15 protein-coding genes are annotated in these 17859 nt (G+C 65.4%); 4 read left to right on the top strand and 11 right to left on the bottom strand.

Features of this window, described 5'->3' with window-relative positions; translation table 11 throughout:
* The first annotated feature begins 344 nt into the window (after window positions 1-344).
* The 4 genes from gltB to AC1DKY_RS18400 all read left to right on the top strand — a co-directional run bounded on the left by gltB (window position 345) and on the right by AC1DKY_RS18400 (window position 8103).
* The gene (gltB, locus tag AC1DKY_RS18415; RefSeq protein ID WP_441605516.1) at window positions 345-4790 is read left to right on the top strand and encodes a glutamate synthase large subunit; all 4446 of its coding nucleotides are present in this window, start codon (window positions 345-347) and stop codon (window positions 4788-4790) included.
* The gene (locus tag AC1DKY_RS18410) at window positions 4787-6232 is read left to right on the top strand and encodes an FAD-dependent oxidoreductase (RefSeq protein ID WP_441605515.1); all 1446 of its coding nucleotides are present in this window, start codon (window positions 4787-4789) and stop codon (window positions 6230-6232) included. Before gltB ends, AC1DKY_RS18410 begins: the two co-directional genes overlap by 4 nt.
* Window positions 6233-6418: 186 nt before the next feature.
* Window positions 6419-7288, top strand: coding sequence for a methylglyoxal synthase (locus tag AC1DKY_RS18405; protein ID WP_441605514.1), 870 nt, complete (start codon window positions 6419-6421; stop codon window positions 7286-7288).
* A gap of 59 nt (window positions 7289-7347) precedes the next feature.
* Entirely contained in the window at window positions 7348-8103 is a 756-nt protein-coding gene (locus AC1DKY_RS18400; protein WP_441605513.1) for an NRDE family protein, read from the top strand.
* A gap of 107 nt (window positions 8104-8210) precedes the next feature.
* Here the strand turns inward: AC1DKY_RS18400 and AC1DKY_RS18395 are convergent, their stop codons facing one another.
* The 11 genes from AC1DKY_RS18395 to AC1DKY_RS18345 form a co-directional block, all read right to left on the bottom strand.
* Window positions 8211-8633: a YchJ family protein gene (locus AC1DKY_RS18395; RefSeq protein ID WP_441605512.1), complete on the bottom strand. Its 423-nt coding sequence runs from the start codon at window positions 8631-8633 to the stop codon at window positions 8211-8213.
* Between the two features lie 90 nt (window positions 8634-8723).
* The gene (locus AC1DKY_RS18390) at window positions 8724-9317 is read right to left on the bottom strand and encodes a DUF938 domain-containing protein (RefSeq protein ID WP_441605511.1); all 594 of its coding nucleotides are present in this window, start codon (window positions 9315-9317) and stop codon (window positions 8724-8726) included.
* A complete protein-coding gene (locus tag AC1DKY_RS18385; RefSeq protein WP_441605510.1) occupies window positions 9318-9515 on the bottom strand; it encodes a hypothetical protein in 198 nt (65 codons plus the stop codon). It lies immediately after the preceding gene.
* A gap of 69 nt (window positions 9516-9584) precedes the next feature.
* Window positions 9585-10163 carry an NnrU family protein gene (locus AC1DKY_RS18380; RefSeq protein ID WP_441605509.1) on the bottom strand — a complete coding sequence of 193 codons (579 nt, stop codon included), beginning with the start codon at window positions 10161-10163 and terminating at the stop codon, window positions 9585-9587.
* A gap of 78 nt (window positions 10164-10241) precedes the next feature.
* Window positions 10242-10802 (bottom strand): HutD/Ves family protein, encoded by a 561-nt coding sequence (locus AC1DKY_RS18375; protein WP_441605508.1) that lies wholly within the window; start codon window positions 10800-10802, stop codon window positions 10242-10244.
* Complete coding sequence (dinG, locus tag AC1DKY_RS18370; protein ID WP_441605555.1) at window positions 10799-12901, bottom strand: ATP-dependent DNA helicase DinG; 2103 nt, start codon at window positions 12899-12901, stop codon at window positions 10799-10801. The genes AC1DKY_RS18375 and dinG overlap by 4 nt, the downstream gene beginning before the upstream one ends.
* Before the next feature lie 72 nt (window positions 12902-12973).
* The gene (locus AC1DKY_RS18365) at window positions 12974-13126 is read right to left on the bottom strand and encodes a hypothetical protein (RefSeq protein WP_441605507.1); all 153 of its coding nucleotides are present in this window, start codon (window positions 13124-13126) and stop codon (window positions 12974-12976) included.
* 82 nt (window positions 13127-13208) lie between these two features.
* The gene (locus AC1DKY_RS18360; protein ID WP_441605506.1) at window positions 13209-14846 is read right to left on the bottom strand and encodes an NAD(P)/FAD-dependent oxidoreductase; all 1638 of its coding nucleotides are present in this window, start codon (window positions 14844-14846) and stop codon (window positions 13209-13211) included.
* Window positions 14847-15002: 156 nt separating this feature from the next.
* Window positions 15003-15656 (bottom strand): DsbA family oxidoreductase, encoded by a 654-nt coding sequence (locus AC1DKY_RS18355; protein WP_441605505.1) that lies wholly within the window; start codon window positions 15654-15656, stop codon window positions 15003-15005.
* Window positions 15657-15830: 174 nt separating this feature from the next.
* Window positions 15831-16337 (bottom strand): DUF1993 domain-containing protein, encoded by a 507-nt coding sequence (locus AC1DKY_RS18350; protein ID WP_441605504.1) that lies wholly within the window; start codon window positions 16335-16337, stop codon window positions 15831-15833.
* On the bottom strand, window positions 16334-17710 hold the full coding sequence (locus AC1DKY_RS18345; protein WP_441605503.1) for a TCR/Tet family MFS transporter: 1377 nt from the start codon (window positions 17708-17710) through the stop codon (window positions 16334-16336). The genes AC1DKY_RS18350 and AC1DKY_RS18345 overlap by 4 nt, the downstream gene beginning before the upstream one ends.
* Between the last annotated feature and the right edge of the window lie 149 nt (window positions 17711-17859).

Here is a 17859-nt window from a genome sequence, read left to right as displayed (position 1 = left end):
TGCATCGCCCGCTGGTCCCGGTCATGTGCTCTTCATCGCAAGGCCGGTGCGATCACTGGTATGCCCGCGACGATCGATCGGGTGTATGCGCACGCTGATACAAGTGCGTGCACCGGCAACAAGCAGCGACGACGTCATCGATGGATACATGGTGTCTTCGCGGTGCGCGCGATGTCTTGCCGACAAAAAAAGCTTCCAGTTGAAACTTTCATTTGGACGTAAAGATGTCTTTGACGCGACGCACCATATGTGCTTTAGTCGAGGCCACACTTATGGATGCGTGACAGCGGCGCCCTCGGCACCGTTGGGACGACGCGTCTCCCACCATCGGCCGGGGAGGCAAGATGGCGCAGGCAGGTCCAGCGACGCTATACGACGCTGCGTTCGAGCACGACAGCTGTGGGTTTGGTCTGGTCGCACAGATCGACGGTCGCGCGAGCGCATGGGTAGTGGACACCGCATTCAATGCGTTGGCCAAACTTTCCCACCGCGGCGGCGTGAATGCCGACGGCGTGAGCGGCGACGGCTGCGGCGTGCTCTTTCATCGTCCGCTGGGCTGGTTGAAAGCGCTTGCCGATGAAGCGGGCATCGCGTTGGGCGAGCGTTTCGCTGCGGGCGTGGTGTTCCTCGATCCGAAGGGCGATGACGCCGCGGCCTCTACGCTGGAAGACTATCTGCGCGAAGAAGGGCTGCACGTTGCCGGTTGGCGCGATGTGGCGGTGAATGCCGAGGCCTGCGGTCCCCTCGCTGCCGCAGCGAAGCCGCGCGTGCGCCAGGTCTTTGTGGAACCGGCGGCATCGATGGACGAGGGCGTGTTCGAGCGTGCGCTGTTCCGCGCGCGCCGTCGTGCCGAAGCGGCGCTTGCGGCCGACGAGCATTTCTATGTGGTGACGCTGTCCGCGCAAGTTATTGGCTACAAGGCAATGGCGGCGCCTGGTCGCCTGCGCGAAGTGTTCGCCGATCTCGTGCATCCGGCGCTGAGCGCGGATGCGGTGGTGTTCCACCAGCGCTTCTCCACCAACACCACGCCGCAATGGCGGCTCGCCCAGCCGTTCCGCCTGCTGGCGCACAACGGCGAGATCAACACCATCCGCGCCAATCGCCGCTGGATGCAGTCGCGCGAATCCATCCTGCATTCGCCGCTGGTCGACCTCTCCGATATCGGCCCGCTGGTACGCCAGACGGGCTCGGATTCGGAAAGCCTCGACAACGCGCTGGAAGTGCTGATCGCCGGCGGCCTCGATCTGCTTGCCGCGATGCGTGTGCTGGTGCCGCCGGCGTTTGCCGCGCGCGAGGGCATCGATGAAGACCTCGCTGCGTTCTACGAGTATTACGCGCTGCATAGCGAGCCGTGGGATGGCCCTGCAGGTCTGGTGATGTGCGATGGGCATTACGCTGCGTGCACGCTCGATCGCAACGGCCTGCGTCCCGCGCGCTGGGCGTTGTCGGCGGACAATCACCTCATTGTCGCCTCCGAAGCAGGCCTGTGGGATGTGCCGTCCTCGCAGGTTGTGGCCAAGGGCCGCCTCGCCCCCGGTGAAATGATTGCGGTGGATCTGCAGCAGCATCGCTTGCTGCGCGACGCCGACATCGACGATATCAACCGCAAGCGCGCACCGTTCCGCGACTGGCTACGTGCGGGAGTTAGTTATCTAGAGTCGGACCTGATCGATCCTTCGCTCGCTGCAGAGCCGCTGCCGGCCGACGAACTGCGCCGTTACCAGAAGCTCTACGGCCTCTCACGCGAAGAGCGCGAAACCGTGCTCAAGGCGATGGTGGAGCTGGAGCAGGAAGCGACTGGTTCGATGGGCGATGACACGCCCATCGCCGCCATGTCGCGCCAGGTGCGTCCGCTGTTCGATCGCTTCCGCCAGGGCTTTGCCCAGGTCACCAATCCGCCGATCGACCCGTTGCGCGAAAAGTTGGTGATGTCGCTGGTGACGCAGATCGGTCCGGAGAGCAATGTATTTGACCTCACGCCGGAGAACGCGAAGCAGATTCTGATCAATTCGCCGGTGCTTTCGCAGCGCAAGCTGCGGCAGTTGCTGGGACTGCCGCAGTTCGTGGGCACGCCACGCTTCGACTTGATGTATGCGCCCGAGGAAGGCCTCGAAGCCGCGCTGCAGCGCCTCTGCCGCGAGGTGGAGAAGGCGGTGCGCGAGGGCTGCCAGCTGGTTTTCCTAAGCGACCGCTATCCGCAGCAGGACTTGTTGCCGATCCATTCGCTGCTGGCGGTGGGTGCGGTGCATGCGCATCTGATCGATCAGGCTTTGCGTTGCCAGTGCAACATCCTGGTGGAAACGGCGACGCCGCGCGATCCGCATCAGTTCGCCTGTCTGCTCGGGTTTGGCGCGACCGCGATCTATCCGTGGCTGGCTTATCAGAGCCTGTTTGAGCTGGGTCGCGAAGGGCATATCGCCAGCGACCGTTTCGAGATCGGTCGCAGCTATCGCCGCGGCATCCGCAAAGGACTGCTGAAGATCCTGTCCAAGATGGGCATCTCCACCGTGGCCGGCTATCGCGGTGCGCAGCTGTTCGAGATCGTCGGTCTCGCCCCGAGCGTGGTGGCGTTGTGCTTCCCGGGCACGCCGTCGCGCATCGGCGGCGCGGGCTTTGCCGAACTGGAACACGACCAGCAGATCCTCGCTGCCGAAGCATGGAGCGATGCCTCGCCGTTGCGTGCGGGCGGCCTGTACAAGTTCGTGTACGGCGGCGAGTACCACATGTACAACCCGGACGTGATCGGTACGCTGCAAAAGGCCGTGCGCACGGGCAGTCAGGCCGACTATCGGAACTACGCAAACTTCGTCGACCATCGTCCGCCGTCGGCACTGCGTGACCTGCTGTCGCCGCAGCCGCTAGGCAATGCCGTGCCGATCGAGGAAGTGGAATCGGCGCAAAGCATCCTGCGTCGTTTCGATTCGGCCGGCATGTCGCTGGGTGCGTTGTCGCCCGAAGCGCACGAGGCGCTGGCCATCGCGATGAACAGGCTTGGTGCGCGCAGCAATTCCGGCGAAGGCGGCGAAGATCCGGCGCGTTACGGCACCGAGAAGACGTCCAAGATCAAGCAGGTCGCCTCGGGTCGCTTCGGCGTCACGCCGCAGTATCTGGTCAATGCCGAGGTGCTGCAGATCAAGATCGCGCAGGGCGCCAAGCCCGGTGAAGGCGGCCAGCTGCCGGGCCATAAGGTGGACAGCACGATCGCGCGACTGCGTTACGCCAAGCCCGGCATTGGCCTGGTTTCGCCGCCGCCGCACCACGATATCTATTCGATCGAAGACCTAGCCGAACTGATCCACGACCTCAAGGAGGTCAATCCCGACGCGCTCGTGTCGGTCAAGCTGGTCAGTCACGCCGGCGTCGGCACGGTGGCGGCCGGCGTGGTGAAAGCCGGCGCAGATCTCATCACCATCAGCGGCCACGACGGCGGCACCGGTGCGAGCCCGCTCACCTCGATCAAGTACGCGGGCACGCCGTGGGAACTGGGACTGGCGGAAACGCAGCAGACCCTGCGCCGCAACGACTTGCGCGGCCGCGTGCGCCTGCAGACGGATGGTGGCCTCAAGACCGGTCTCGACGTGATCAAGGCGGCGATGCTGGGTGCGGAAAGCTTCGGCTTCGGCACCGGCCCGATGGTGGCGCTGGGTTGCAAGTACCTGCGCATCTGCCATCTCAACAACTGCGCCACCGGGGTGGCAACGCAACATCCGGTGCTGCGCAAGGAACACTTTATCGGCCTGCCCGAGATGGTGATGAATTACTTCGGTTTCCTCGCCGAGGACGTGCGTGCGCATCTGGCTTCGCTGGGCGCGCGCAGCCTGGATGACATCATCGGTCGCGCCGATCTGCTGGAACAGGTGGACGGCACCACGCCGGTGCAGCACAAGCTCGATCTTGCGCCGCTACTCGGCTCGGGAGCGCTGGCCGATAACGTGGACTTCGCCTGTACGCTGCCGCGCAATCCGATGCGCGATGACGCCGCACTGGCGACGCGCATCGATGAGGCGACGCGCGCGGTCGTGGCGAGCAAGGCAGGTGGCGAGTTCGCCTTCGAGATCGCCAATACCGATCGCGCCATTGGTGCGCGGCTGTCGGGCGAAGTGGCGCGCCTGCATGGCGACCACGGCATGGACGAAAGCCCGATCCTGCTGAAACTCAGCGGTGCCGCCGGGCAGAGTCTTGGCGCCTGGAACGCCGGCGGCGTGCATATCGACCTGGTGGGCGAGGCGAATGATGGCGTGGGCAAGGGCATGGCGGGCGGACGCATCGTGGTGCGTCCGCCAGCGGATTCGCCGTTTGCCAGTCACGATGCCTCCATCATCGGCAACACCTGTTTGTACGGTGCCACCGATGGCGAGTTGTTTGCGGCCGGTAGGGCCGGCGAACGATTCGCGGTGCGCAATTCCGGCGCGCTCGCCGTGGTCGAGGGCGCCGGCGATCACTGCTGCGAATACATGACGGGCGGCGTCGTCGCTGTGCTGGGCAAGGTGGGCCTGAACTTTGGCGCGGGCATGACCGGTGGTTTCGCCTATGTGCTCGATATCGAGCGCAGCTTCGTGGACTGCTACAACCACGAGCTGGTCGACATCCTGCGCATCTCGCCGGAAGGCATGGAGCATTACATGCAGCACCTACGTTCCCTGGTGTCACGTCATGTCGAGCTGACTGGCAGCGACTGGGGTCGTCGGATCCTGGCGGACTTCCGCGGCCTGCAATACAAGTTCTGGCTGGTCAAACCCAAGGCGGCAAGCCTGGCGGCATTGGCCGAAGAGCTGAGGAGCGCTGCATGAGCGCAGACTCCAAGACCTTCCAGTTCCTCAACGTGCAGCGACAGACGCCGCGCACGGTGCCGGTGTCGATCCGCGTGCTCGGCTATGGCGAGATCTCCGGCGATTTCGGCGCGTCGCAGGCGGGCACCCAGGCGGAGCGCTGCATCGATTGCGGCAATCCGTACTGCGAGCATGAGTGCCCGGTGCACAACTACATTCCGAACTGGTTGAAGCTGGTGCAGGACGGTCGCCTGATGGAAGCGGCGACCTTGATGCACGAAACCAATCCGTTGCCGGAAATCTGCGGACGCGTCTGCCCGCAGGATCGTCTGTGCGAGGGCGCGTGCACGCTGGAGCAGACCGCGTTCGGTGCGGTCACCATCGGCAGCATCGAACGCTGGGTGACCGACGAAGCGTTGCGCCAAGGCTGGAAGCCGGATCTCTCCGCCGTGCGCGAGACCGGCAAGCGCGTGGCCATCATCGGCGCCGGACCGGCCGGCCTCTCCTGTGCGGATCGACTGCGCCGCGCCGGCATCGCCGCCGATGTGTACGACCGCCAGAGCGAAATCGGCGGCCTGCTCACGTTCGGCATCCCGCCCTTCAAGCTCGACAAGAGTGTGGTGCGCACGCGTCGCCAATTGCTGGAAGGCATGGGCGTGCGCTTTCTGCTCAACCGCGAGGTGGGGCGCGATATCGAGTTCGGTCAGTTGCTGGACGAATACGACGCGGTCTTCGTCGGCACCGGTGCGTACACCTATGTCGATGCGCAACTGCCGGGCCGCGAGCTGCATGGTGTGCACGATGCACTGCCGTTCCTGATCGCCAACACGGAACGCCTGCTGCGCGATGGCGCGGTCTCGCCGGCCTTCGATTTCCGCGGCAAGCACGTCGTCGTGCTCGGTGGCGGCGATACCGGGATGGACTGCAATCGCACGGCGATCCGCCTTGGCGCCGCCAGCGTGACCTGCGTGTATCGCCGCGACGAGGCGAACATGCCCGGCTCGGCGCGCGAGGTGAACTACAGCCGCGAGGAAGGCGTGAACTTCCTGTTCCAGCGCCAGCCGCTGGAGATATTGGGCGGCGCGCGCGGCAATGTGCGCGGCGTGCGCGTAGTGGAAACGGCGTTGCTCGATGACGGCGATGGGCGCATGCGTCCGCAGAACGTGCCGGGCACGGAGTATGTGATCGACGCCGACGTGGTGATCCAGTCGTTCGGTTTCCTGCCCAGTCCGCCCGATTGGCTGCGCACGCATGGCGTGGCGCTGGACAGGACCGGCCGCGTGATCACCGGCGCGAACGGTGCGCTGCCGCTGCAAACCAGTCATCCGCAGATTTTTGCCGGGGGCGACAATGTGCGTGGCGCGGATCTGGTGGTGCGTGCCGTGTACGACGGCCGAGAAGCTGCCGGATCGATCGTCTGTCTGTTGCAGCAGGTCGATGCGCCGGCGCTCGCGCACGCCTGACCATTAACCCCTCACCCCCCACCTGTGGGAGCGCACCCTGTGCGCGACGCCCGTTGCCTCGGGGCAATGTCAGTCGCGCGCAGGGTGCGCTCCCACAGGGAAGGGTGCATCGGCACGGCATCGATGTAGCGCAGCGCAACACCCCAATGCGACACTGCGCGGCGACCTCGTCACGGAACAGCACTCATGCGCCTCGGCCTAGCCGCCAACCAGCTGCACCACGCCCACGCCAACGCCGCGCTGTTCCGCTGGCTGCATGCGTGCGAGGCGGGCATCCGCGAACTGGAATTGGGCCTGCATGCGGTGGGACGCACCTACGATGCGATTCATCGCGCCGGTTACCTGGAGCGCTATCTTCCGCTGCGGCGCTATCCCTATGGCCGCGAAGGCGGCCTGATGAAGCTGGTGGCCGAGGTCGTAGGTCTGGGCGATGAGCGCGTGCTCGATGGCGCCATCTACCTGATCGATCCGGTCGACCCGTCTTCGATTTTTCCCGAGGCGATCGCGCTCAAGCGCCAGTGCGTGATCCACGGCAAGCCCTTTATTTCCACCGTCGCCACGGCACGCGACTGGATCGAGATGGAGCGCATCCACGCGGGACTTCTGCCTGACCCCGGCGCCCAGATATTTCACGATCTCCAATCGCAGACGCTGGCGCTGATTGCACATGACGCCATGAAGCCGCAGATGCTGGCCTATGCCGCCGAACACTTCGACGTGCTGTCGCGCTTTGTGCATCGCGTGGCTACCGGCACCACCGGCCAGCGCCTCAATGAACTGGCGTGGAGCCGCGGCTGGCCGCAGGACCAGGCATGGGTGGAGCGTTACCAGAGCGGCCCACTGGGCGGCGACGCGCAGATTGCCGATCTGGTGCTCGAACGCCGCTGCCAGCGCGCGATCTTTTTTGAAGACCCGCACGTGGCACGCCAGCATGAAGCCGACATCCAGCTGCTCGAGCGTGCTGTCACCACGCGAACCGACGACGCAGTCTGCATGACCACACCCAAGGTCGCAGCGCGCTGGGCCGCCGCCGTGGAGCGGCGAGCGAGCCGCTGATCGGTGAGGGGTGCATACTGGCGCACTCGTCGCGTCGTGATCGTGGAGCAGGTATTCCCATGTGCGTGATTGCATTCGCCTGGCAGGCGCATCCGCGCTGGCGGCTTGTTCTGATCGGCAACCGCGATGAATTCCATGCGCGTCCCAGCTTGCCGCTGGCGCGCTGGGAACAGCCGTCCATCGTCGCCGGAAAGGATCTGGAAGCCGGGGGCACCTGGCTGGGCGTGGCCGACGACGGACGCTGCAGCGTGGTGACCAATGTGCGCGATCCGCGCGACCCGCAGTTGGGACGATCCCGCGGCCTGCTCGCGCTCGACTATCTCGCCGGCCGCGACGATGCCGTAGCCCACGCCGCGTCGCTGCTGCACACAGCGGCCGACTATCGGCCGTTCAATCTGCTGACGTTCGACGCCACCCACGCGTTCTATATCGGCAACCGTCCGGATTCGCGCGCGCAAGCGGTGCAACCCGGCGTGCATGGGCTGTCCAATGCCGACTTCAATACACCGTGGCCGAAGACGCGCGCCTTGATGGATCATTTGAGCGCGTGGATAGCGGCGGGGCAGGATGATGAATTCGCGCCGCTGTTTGCCGCGCTGGCCGATCCGCATGTGTATCCGGATGATCAGCTGCCTGATACCGGTGTTGGCGTGGAACGCGAGCGCTGGCTGTCGTCGGCCTTCATCCGCGGTGATCGCTATGGCACGCGTGCCAGCACCGTGGTGGCGATCGGCCACGACGGGCGCGGTCTAGTAGTGGAGCGGCGGTTTGGTCCGAATGGAAGCGACGAGGGCGAGACTGCGGTTCCGTTCTAGCCACTCTCTGTGGGAGCGCACCCTGTGCGCGACGGCCACGCCTGGGTGCATTGCTCCGTTGGATTGTCGCGCACAGGGTGCGCTCCCACACACACAGCGCGGCGTCGTTACTCGCCCGATTTCTCGGGAAACTCGCCGTCTACGTAATACCAGCGCCCTTGCTCCCGCACGAAGCGGCTGACCTCATGCATGCGTTGTGCCTTGCCGCCGCCCAGGCGAAGACGGGCGACAAATTCGACGACCGCCTGATCGCCGTCGCTCTCATGCCGCTTGATGGCCAGACCCAGCCACGTCGGCGCCGGTTGCTGCGCACTGAGCTTGAGATGGGCGGGGCGCGTACTGGGGTGCCAGGTGGCCAGCAGATAGTCTTCGCGCTTGAGCACGTAGGCACTGTAACGCGAGCGCATCAGTTGTTCGGCAGTAGTGGCCGCGGCACCCTCATGAAGCAGGCCGCAGCAGCGCGCATAGCCGTCGTTGTTGCCGCAGGGGCAGGGCGTGAGCGTGTCGATGGCTTGGACGTAAGGGCGCATGGCGTGGGGCGGGCGCGAGCAGGGGCGCCCTCTGATGCGCATCCTGACGCGATCGCGGCAAAAATGCCAATGATTGGACGGCCAATCCGTTCAGCGGGCGCGCCGCCAGATGCGCAGGCGATTATTGGCCGGCATGGCGACGTCGTCGATCAGCTCGAAGCCGGCGATCTCGGCCAGCGCATCCACCGCTTCGGCATCACGGATGCGCATATGGCTGCCGCGCTCCTGCAGCCAGTCGTCGAACGCGGCGTTGCTCTGGCTGGTGTAGTGGCCGTCGTAGTTGAACGGACCGTAGATCGCCAGCGTCGCGTCGTCCGTGGTTACCTCAGGCAGACGCGAGAACAGCAGCTCCACTTCGTCCCAGCTCATGATGTGCAAGGTGTTGGCGCTGAACACGGCGTCATAGCGACGGGGCGGCCACGGCCCATTCACATCCAGCACCAAGGGAGCGGGTGTATTGGGAAGCTGCGCCTCGTCCAGCCATAGCCGGATGCCGGGCAGGTACTCGCTGCGATCCGTGCATTGCCACAGCAGATCTGGCATGGCCGATGCAAAGTGGATCGCATGCTGTCCGGTGCCGCTGCCGATCTCCAACACCTGCCGGCAGCCGGCGAAATGCGTGCGCAATACCTCGAGGATGGGGGCGCGATTGCGCTCGCAGGAGGGCGCGTTGGGTTTATCCACTCAGGCGGGCCGCCCGCGCAGCACGCGAGCGGGCAGCATCAACATGGCGCCCAGGAAGGCGAATACGGCGCCCACGGTGATGCCCACCAGGCGAAACGGCAGCGCAATCAGCCACACGATGGGATAGAGCACGAGCGCCAGCAGCGCGAGCGGCCAGCAGAACACCAGCAGCAACAGCCAAAGCAGGAAGGCAACCATGGCCCGATCCTCATGCCGAAAACAGCGCCACTCTAGCTCAGCCCGCCTGGGCGGCGTAGATGACTAGTTTCACCCCATGGGATTCACGCCGATCAGCCATGTGTGCAGCCACCAGGCGAATACGAACCAGCCCACCACGCCGGCCACCACGGTGATGATGTCGCCCTTGGCCGTGCCGGCCGGGTAAACCACGCCCGCGGCGCGATCGCGGCGGCGCGCGCTGACGAAATCCACGATGGCCCACAGCAGAAAGGCGCCGAACAACACGACGTCATGCAACATGCCGGTCGCCAGCAGATGGCCGAACGCCCAGACCTTCACGCCCGCCAGCATCGGATGGCCGAGCTTGGCCTTGAAGTGATTGGCCGGCACGTAGGCTGCCGCGACCAGCACAAAGGCCAGCAAAGTGAAAAGCGCGTTGAGATGGCGCAGCCACAGCGGCGGCACGTAGAGCAGTACGGGCTGCTGTCGCGCCAGGCCAAAGCCCATCACGATCAGCACGAAACCGATGATCGATACGACGGAATAAAGCCCCTTCCAGCGCATCTCGCCCAGCTGCGCGCGACGTTGCGTGCGCCATGGGTCGGCAAAAATGCGCAGGGAGTGGACGCCGAGGAACAACACCAGGCCGAGGATGAGCAGTGCCATGCGGATCACCTAGACGGGCGGAGTGTTCCGATCATGGCACGCATCGAGGGCCGGCCGCATGCGCCGAAGGTTGAGCTGTCAGCCGCCCTGCTGGACGACGCAGGCGACGAGCGCCACCGAGCCCTCATGCAACTCAATGGGACTGGTATCGGGCTGCCACGCGTCGCCCGCACTCAACGGCCCGTCCAGCGTGTCCGCCGTGCCGCGGGCGAGGTAAACCAGGATGCCCTCGGGCGGCATCACGTGACTGCAGAGTCCGGCAATCACCTCGATGCGACCGCTGGCCGCCGCACGCCGCACCATCAGATTGAAATCGCGCGTGGCACCGCCGGCCATCGCCACATCCACCTGTGCTTCGCCGGCAAAAGCAAACGGCTCCAGTGGCGTGGTCAGCGCGTGTTGCTGCTTGCCATCCAGCGTCATGGTGAAGCCGTCGCCATCGAGCAGCACGATCTGGCGGTCGATACCGGGAAAGATGGAGAACGGCGCGGCGCTGTTCACCTCGGCCACGCTGATGCGCCAGATGAAATCATCGCTGCCGGCATCGGCCGGAAAGCGGGCGATTTCACGCGTGACACCCATGCCGTTCTTCCACGGCTGGGGTTTCATGTCGGCGGCACGAAGGATGCGGAAACTCATGCAACTTTCTCGATGACACGGGTAAACGGAGGCAGCGCGCGCAGCATGCGCTCGCCGTAACGCTTGAGCACCACGCGGCGGTCGAGCAGCACGATGCGGCCGCGGTCGGTTTCGGTGCGGATCAGGCGGCCGCAATATTGCGTGAGCTGCCGCGTCGCTTCCGGCACGGTGACTTCGATAAAAGGATTGCGGCCGCGCGATTCCAGCCATTCGGCGTAGGTCGCACCCACCGGATCGGTCGGCACGGCGAACGGCAGCTGCGTGATCACCACCGTTTCGCACAGCTTGCCGGGCAGGTCGAGACCTTCGCCGAACGAGGCCAGGCCAAACAGCGTGCTGCCCTTGCCGGCTTCGACGTCGACGATGTGCTCGGCGACCAATTGCGCCTTGCCCAGCGAGCCCTGCGCGCGCACCTTGCGTACGAATTCGATGGGCAGTTTCTGCAGCACGCGGTCGAGTTTGACGCGTGAGGTGAACAGCACGAGGTTGCCGGCGCTCCAGTCCAGATGCTCGGCAAGCCAGTCGCAGATTTCCTGCACGTGTTCCTCGCGAGCATCGGGCAGCGAGCGCATCGCCGGCACTTCCAGGCGTGCCTGCATGGCCAGGTCGAACGGCGAAGGCAGGCTCAGTGTCACCGCATCGTCGGGCAAGCCCACCGAGTCGGCAAAACCGCGGAAATTGCCGCCCGCGCTCAGCGTCGCCGAGGTCATCACCACGCCGCTAGCATTGCCCCACAGCACGCTGCGCAGCAGACCACCGGCGGACACCGACGAGGCATGGCAGACCAGCTGCTGGTCGCCGCTCAGCGTGACCCAGCGGGCGAGCGGCGGCGCGTTGTCGCCATCGGTCGCCGACCACGCGCGCCAGGTGCGCACCTGGCGGTCGATGCGCTCCAGCGCCATGCCCAGTTCGCGCGACAGCGCTTCATGGGTGGGGCCGGTCTCGGTCATCTCCAGCACGGCGCGGCGCACGGCGCCGACCCAGCGTTCGATCTCGCCGGTGAAGACATACAGTGCGCGCGCGTGTTCCACCCAGGCCTCGGGCAACTGACCGAGCGAGCCGCGGTACATCGGCTCCTGATCGTCGGGCGACGGCAGCCAGCTCAGGCGGATCTCGCGCTCCAGTTCCTCCAGGCCATTGCTGAGGTCCTGCAGCTTCTGGTCGCCGGCGTCGAGCGAGAGCTTGCCGATCACTTCCTTGTCGGTCAGCGAATAGGCGGCGTGGGTCTGCCGGCCCAGACGGCTCAGCTGGCGCACCGCCACGTTCATGTAGACCTCGGCCGCACCGCGATCGATCGCCTTGGCCGGCACGTGGTGGCCTTCGTCGAAGATGTAGAGCGTTTCATCGGGCTTGGGCAGGATCACGCCACCGAAACCGTCTTCTTCGCGCGGCATGGTGAGATCGGCCAGCACCAGATCCTGGTTGGCCACGATGATCTCCGCATCGCCCACCGCGCGGCGCGCGGCAAAGAACGGACACTGCATGAAATGCGCGCACTTGCGGCTGGTGCAGCCGCCGGCGCTGGTGGTGATCATCGGACGCAGCACGTCGCTGATGGGTTCGGGCGCCACGTCGATGTCGCCGTCCCACTCGTGCCGGTCGAACAAGTCCATCAGCTTGGTCAGCGCTTTCTTGTCGCGCTCCTGCGGCGGCTTGCTCCACAGCGCGAGATCGGCATCGAAACCCAGGCCCATCTGCGCGGTTTCATTGAGGCTGTTGCTCGCCATCGCCAGATTGCGCGGACACAGGTAACGTCCGCGGCCCTTGGCCAGGGCCACCTTGGCCTCGGTGCCATTGAGCTTGAGATAGAGCGGAATATCGCGCTGGACCAGCTGTTCCTGCAGCGCCACGGTGGCGGTGGCGATCAGCAGCTTCTTCTTCTGCGCCCGCGCCACTTCGACGCCGGCGATCAGATAAGCCATCGATTTGCCGGTGCCGGTGGGCGCCTCGATCACCGCGGCGCCACCTTCCTGTGCCAGCGCCTTGGCCACCTCGGCGATCATCTTTCCTTGTGACGCGCGGGCGCGAAAGCCGGGCAGGCCTTCCTTGAGGCGCGTATAGGAAGCGCGGATCGCGTCTTTGGTGGTATCGGTCAGCATCGGGCGGGTCGGGCGCGAAACGGCGCGTCGGAGGCGCATTCTCGCATGCCCGCACCGGCCCTGCCGGCCCGCTCATGGGCTGCCCGAAAAGCGCCCAAAAAAGAAGCGGATGGCCGTGGCCACCCGCTCACTCTCCACCAGGTTGGAATGCCCCAGCGCTTCCGGGCTGCTGAACGACTGGATATCCAGCTCCCGGAAGCGCGGCCCGCGTCGCCGCGAGCCCATGCACCATCCGTAGGCAGGTGGGGCGAGGGGTATTTTCGCGGGCCGGGCGATGCGGGGCTACGGGATGCGTCTGAAACAGCGCTTAGTCAGCGGTGGCGTTGATGCTCGTTGCCACCGCTTCGGCCACGCGTATCCCATCCACCGCCGCGGAAAGAATGCCGCCTGCATAACCGGCGCCTTCGCCGGCCGGGTAGAGGCCGCGTGTGTTGAGGCTCTGGTAATCCTCGCCACGACGGATGCGCACGGGTGAAGACGTGCGCGTTTCCACGCCGGTGAGCACGGCGTCATGCATGGCGTAGCCCTTGATCTGGCGATCGAACGCCGGCAGCGCTTCGCGGATCGCTTCGATGGCGTAGTCGGGCAGCAAGTCGGCAAGGTCGGTGAGGTGCACGCCGGGTTTGTAGGAAGGCTGCACGTTGCCGAATTCGGTCGATGCCTTGCCCTTGATGAAGTCGCCGACCAGCTGGCCTGGCGCGCTGTAATCGCGGCCGCCCATGTCATACGCTCGTGATTCGAGGGCGCGTTGCAGGGCAATGCCGGCCAGCGGACTGCCGCTGTCGTCGAAGGCGGCGAAATCCTTGGGCTCGATGCCGACCACCACGGCCGCGTTCGCATTGCGCTCGTTGCGCGAATACTGACTCATGCCATTGGTGACGACGCGCTCGGGTTCCGATGCCGCGGCAACCACGGTGCCGCCCGGGCACATGCAGAAGCTGTAGACCGAGCGGCCGTTCTTGCAGTGATGGACCAGCTTGTAGTCGGCGGCGCCGAGTATCGGATGACCCGCCTGCGGTCCGAAGCGTGCCTGGTCGATGATCGACTGCGGATGCTCCACGCGGAAGCCGATCGAAAACGGCTTCGCTTCCATGTACACGCCGCGATCGTGCAGCATGAAGAACGTATCGCGCGCACTGTGTCCCACCGCGAGCACCACATGGTCGCTCAGCAGCTGCTCGCCACTGGCCAGCACTACGCCGCGCAGCTGGCGCGAGCCATCGGCAGCGGTGTCCACCAGCAGATCATCCACGCGCTGAGTGAAGCGGATTTCGCCGCCGAGTGCCTGAATGGTTTCGCGCATCGCTTCCACCATCGTCACGAGGCGGAACGTGCCGATATGCGGCTTGCTGACGTATAGGATTTCTTCCGGGGCACCCGCATTCACGAATTCCGTGAGCACCTTGCGCCCATGGTGATGCGGATCGGAAATCTGGCTGTGCAGCTTGCCGTCGGAAAACGTGCCCGCGCCGCCTTCGCCGAACTGCACGTTGGATTCGGGCTCGAGCTGGCGCTTGCGCCACAGGCCCCAGGTATCCACCGTGCGTTCGCGCACGGCCTTGCCGCGATCGAGAATGATGGGCTTGTAGCCCATCTGCGCCAGCAGCAATCCGGCGAACAGGCCGCAGGGACCGAAGCCGATCACGATCGGGCGCTGCTTGAGATCGGTCGGCGCCTGCGCCACGAAGCGATAGTTCGTGTCGGGCGTGGGCTGCACATGCTTGTCGTCGGCATGGCGCTTGAGCAGGCCGGCTTCATCGGCCACTTCCACATCCAGCGTGTAGATCAGCTGGATGCTGCCTCGCTTGCGCGCGTCATAGCCGCGACGGAAGACCGAAACGCTGTGCAGGCCGTCCTTGCCCAGCCCCAGCTTGGCGCGCACGGCAGCATCGATGGCGCCCTCGGCGTGGTCGAGCGGGAGCTTGATGTCGGTGAGTCGGATCATGCGGGCACGGGGTCAGGCGGTCTGGCCGGGGATTTTCGCATGTCTGGGGGTTTGGGGTTCTGCAGCGCCCAGTCGCGCACAGGGTGCGCTCCCACAAGGGCTGCCGGTGCCCCTGTGGGAGCGCACCCTGTGCGCGACTCAATCTTGCGACAGCGGTCAGCCCTCCGCCGCCACCTGCCGCAACGTCTGCTCAAACACCTCAGGCGGCTGGCCACCCTGCACCAGGTACCGATCATTGATGATCACCGACGGCACCGCGCGCACGCCCTGCGACTGGTAGAACTGCTCCTGCGCGCGGACATCCTGCGCGTAGCGGCCCTCGTCCAGCACGCGGCGCGCTTCACCGGCGTCCAGACCCACCGATGCGGCCACGTCGACCAACACGTCGCGCGAGCTCACGTCACGGCCGTCGGTGAAGTACGCCCCCAGCAAGGCCTGCTTGAGTTCCGCCTGGCGGCCTTCGAGCGCGGCCCAATGCAGCAAGCGATGCGCATCGAAGGTATTGACGATGCGGTTGCGCTTGTCCATGTTGAAGGTGAAGCCCAGCGCAGCGCCGCGTTCGCGGATGGCTTCCTGGTTCTGCTTGATCTGCGCCGGCGAGCTGCCGTACTTGTGCGCGATGTGCTCGATGATGTCTTCGCCCTCGGGCGCCATCTTCGGGTTCAGCTCGAATGGCTGGAAATGCAATTCCACCGCCACCTCGTCGCCCAGATTCTGCAGCGCCTGCTCCAGCGATTTGAGGCCGACGGCGCACCACGGGCACACCACGTCGGAGACGAAGTCGATCTTGATGGGTTTGGCGTTGGCCATGGGCAAGTCCTCGATGCGATCCCGGCTAAATGGGATCGGACAAGGCGCCAATCAAGTGCCGCCCCGGTCCGCCAGACCCATTCCCCAGGCGTCCGGGATGTTGCGGCTGCTGGCCAAAAAAAAGGGCGGCGCAGGTTCGCAAAGCCCTGCGCCGCCCCGGTCTTGCAGCCCGGCTTACGGCTTGCCGATGAAATCCATCTTGCCCAGCTCGGCACCCGCCTCGCGAAGAATCGCGTAGGCAGTGGTGCAGTGGAAGAACACGTTCGGGATCACAAAGTGCAGCAGATAGCCTTCGCCTTCGAAGTGCTGCTCGCCCGAACGCATCTTGAGCGTGATCGCGCGCGTTTCGCTGCCGTCGATCTGGTCGGCCTTGAAGCTCTTGATGTAGTCGATAGCGCGCTCGATGCGTGCATGCAGTTCGGCGAAGGTGGTTTCGTTGTCCTCGAACTTCAGCGGATCCACGCCGGCCAGTCGCGCGCAGGCGTTCTTGGCCATGTCGGTGGCGATCTGCACCTGGCTGGTCAGCGGCAGCATGTCGGCGGTGAGGCGGGCCTGCAGCAGCAGGGAGGGCTCGAACTTGCGCGCCTGCGCGTGCGCCTCGCCCTTGCGCAGCACGTGCTGCAGATTGCTCAGGGCGCGCAGGAAAACAGGAACGGAAGCCTGGTACATCGACAAAGTCATGGGGAATGCTCCGGTGGTTCTAGGGGAGTGATGGTGGCTTGCAAAGGGATCACCGAGGACGGTTCGCCCGGGATGGTATGAGGCACGGGTTCCTCGCCCTTGGCGAGGTCCTGCGTATGCCGCGTCGCGCGCAGCGCGATCACGGTGCCGATGGCCAGCAATACGGCCGACAGCACGAAGGCCAGGCCAGGCAGGTGATACGGCGACGACGGCGAAATCGAGAACGAAAACACCTGGGCGAACAGGAACGGGCCAAAGATGCCCGCAAAACTCGCCAGGCTGCTGATGGCGCCCTGCAGGCGACCTTGTTCGGCCGCATCCACTTCGTGCGTCATCAGCGACTGGATCGGCGGCTGCGAGAGGCCCCACAGCGCCATCAGCGGAATACCCATCAGGAAGGCAAAACCGGTGTCGGCCAGGCCCATCACCAGGAACGAGCCGATGCCGCACAGCATGCCGCCCAGCATCAGCCGGCGTTCGCCGAAACGCGGGGCCAGACGTCGGGTCAGCACGGCCTGTACGAAGCCATCGCAGGCGCCGACAAGCATCAGCACATAACCCACCGCCTGCGGACCCCAGTGGTAGCGATAATCGGCGTACAGCACGAAGGTGGTCTGCAGCACGTAATGCGCCAGATACACCAGGAACATCACCACGGCCAGGCGCATCACCAGCGGATAGCGCGCGAGCAGTTTCAGCGAGCCGAGCGGGTGCGCGCTGTGCATTTCGAAGCGCGGCGTGCGGCGTTCCTTGGGCAGCGATTCGGGCAGCACGAAAAAGCCGTAGAGGAAATTGCAGGCGGCCAGGCTACCGGCCACCCAGAACGGCAGGCGCAGGTGGATATCACCGAGGAAACCGCCCAGCCCCGGCCCGATGATGAAACCCAGCCCGAACGCGCTGCCGAGGATGCCGTAGGCCGCCGCGCGTTTTTCCTTGGGCGTGATATCGGCGATATACGCATTGGCCGTGGTGAAGCTCGCGGCCGTCATGCCCAGCACCACGCGCGCCACGAACAACAGCCATAGCGTGGGGGCCATCGCGAGCACGAAGAAGTCGATGGCCAGGCCCGCATTGGAGATCAGGATCACCGGCCGGCGCCCAAAGCGATCGGACAACGCGCCCTGCACCGGCGAGAACGCGAACTGCACGATCGCAAACACCGTGCTGAACACGCCGACCCACCAGGCCGCATTCGCGATGCCGCCACCGGCGAGCTGCTCGATCAAATGCGGCAGCACCGGGATGACGATGCCGAACGCCAACATGTCCAGCACCACGGTGACGAAAATGAACGCCAGCGCGGCGCGGCGGCGCGGATGGAGCTCGGGGTCGGCGGTCTGGTCCATGGGGGCGGCTGGCGGTGAGACGCGCACGATAGCCGATTCCAGATGACGCTGTGTGTGCAGTGCAGTAGGAGGGCGCAACGCCTTCTGTTGTGGGAGCGCACCCTGTGCGCGACAGTCGCTACGAAGCCGACCGGTGAGGCCAGTCGCGCACAGGGTGCGCTCCCACAACAACAGAG

The organism is Dyella sp. 01N448 (genome assembly GCF_056399225.1).
This window is presented reverse-complemented; position numbering and strand designations above follow the sequence as displayed.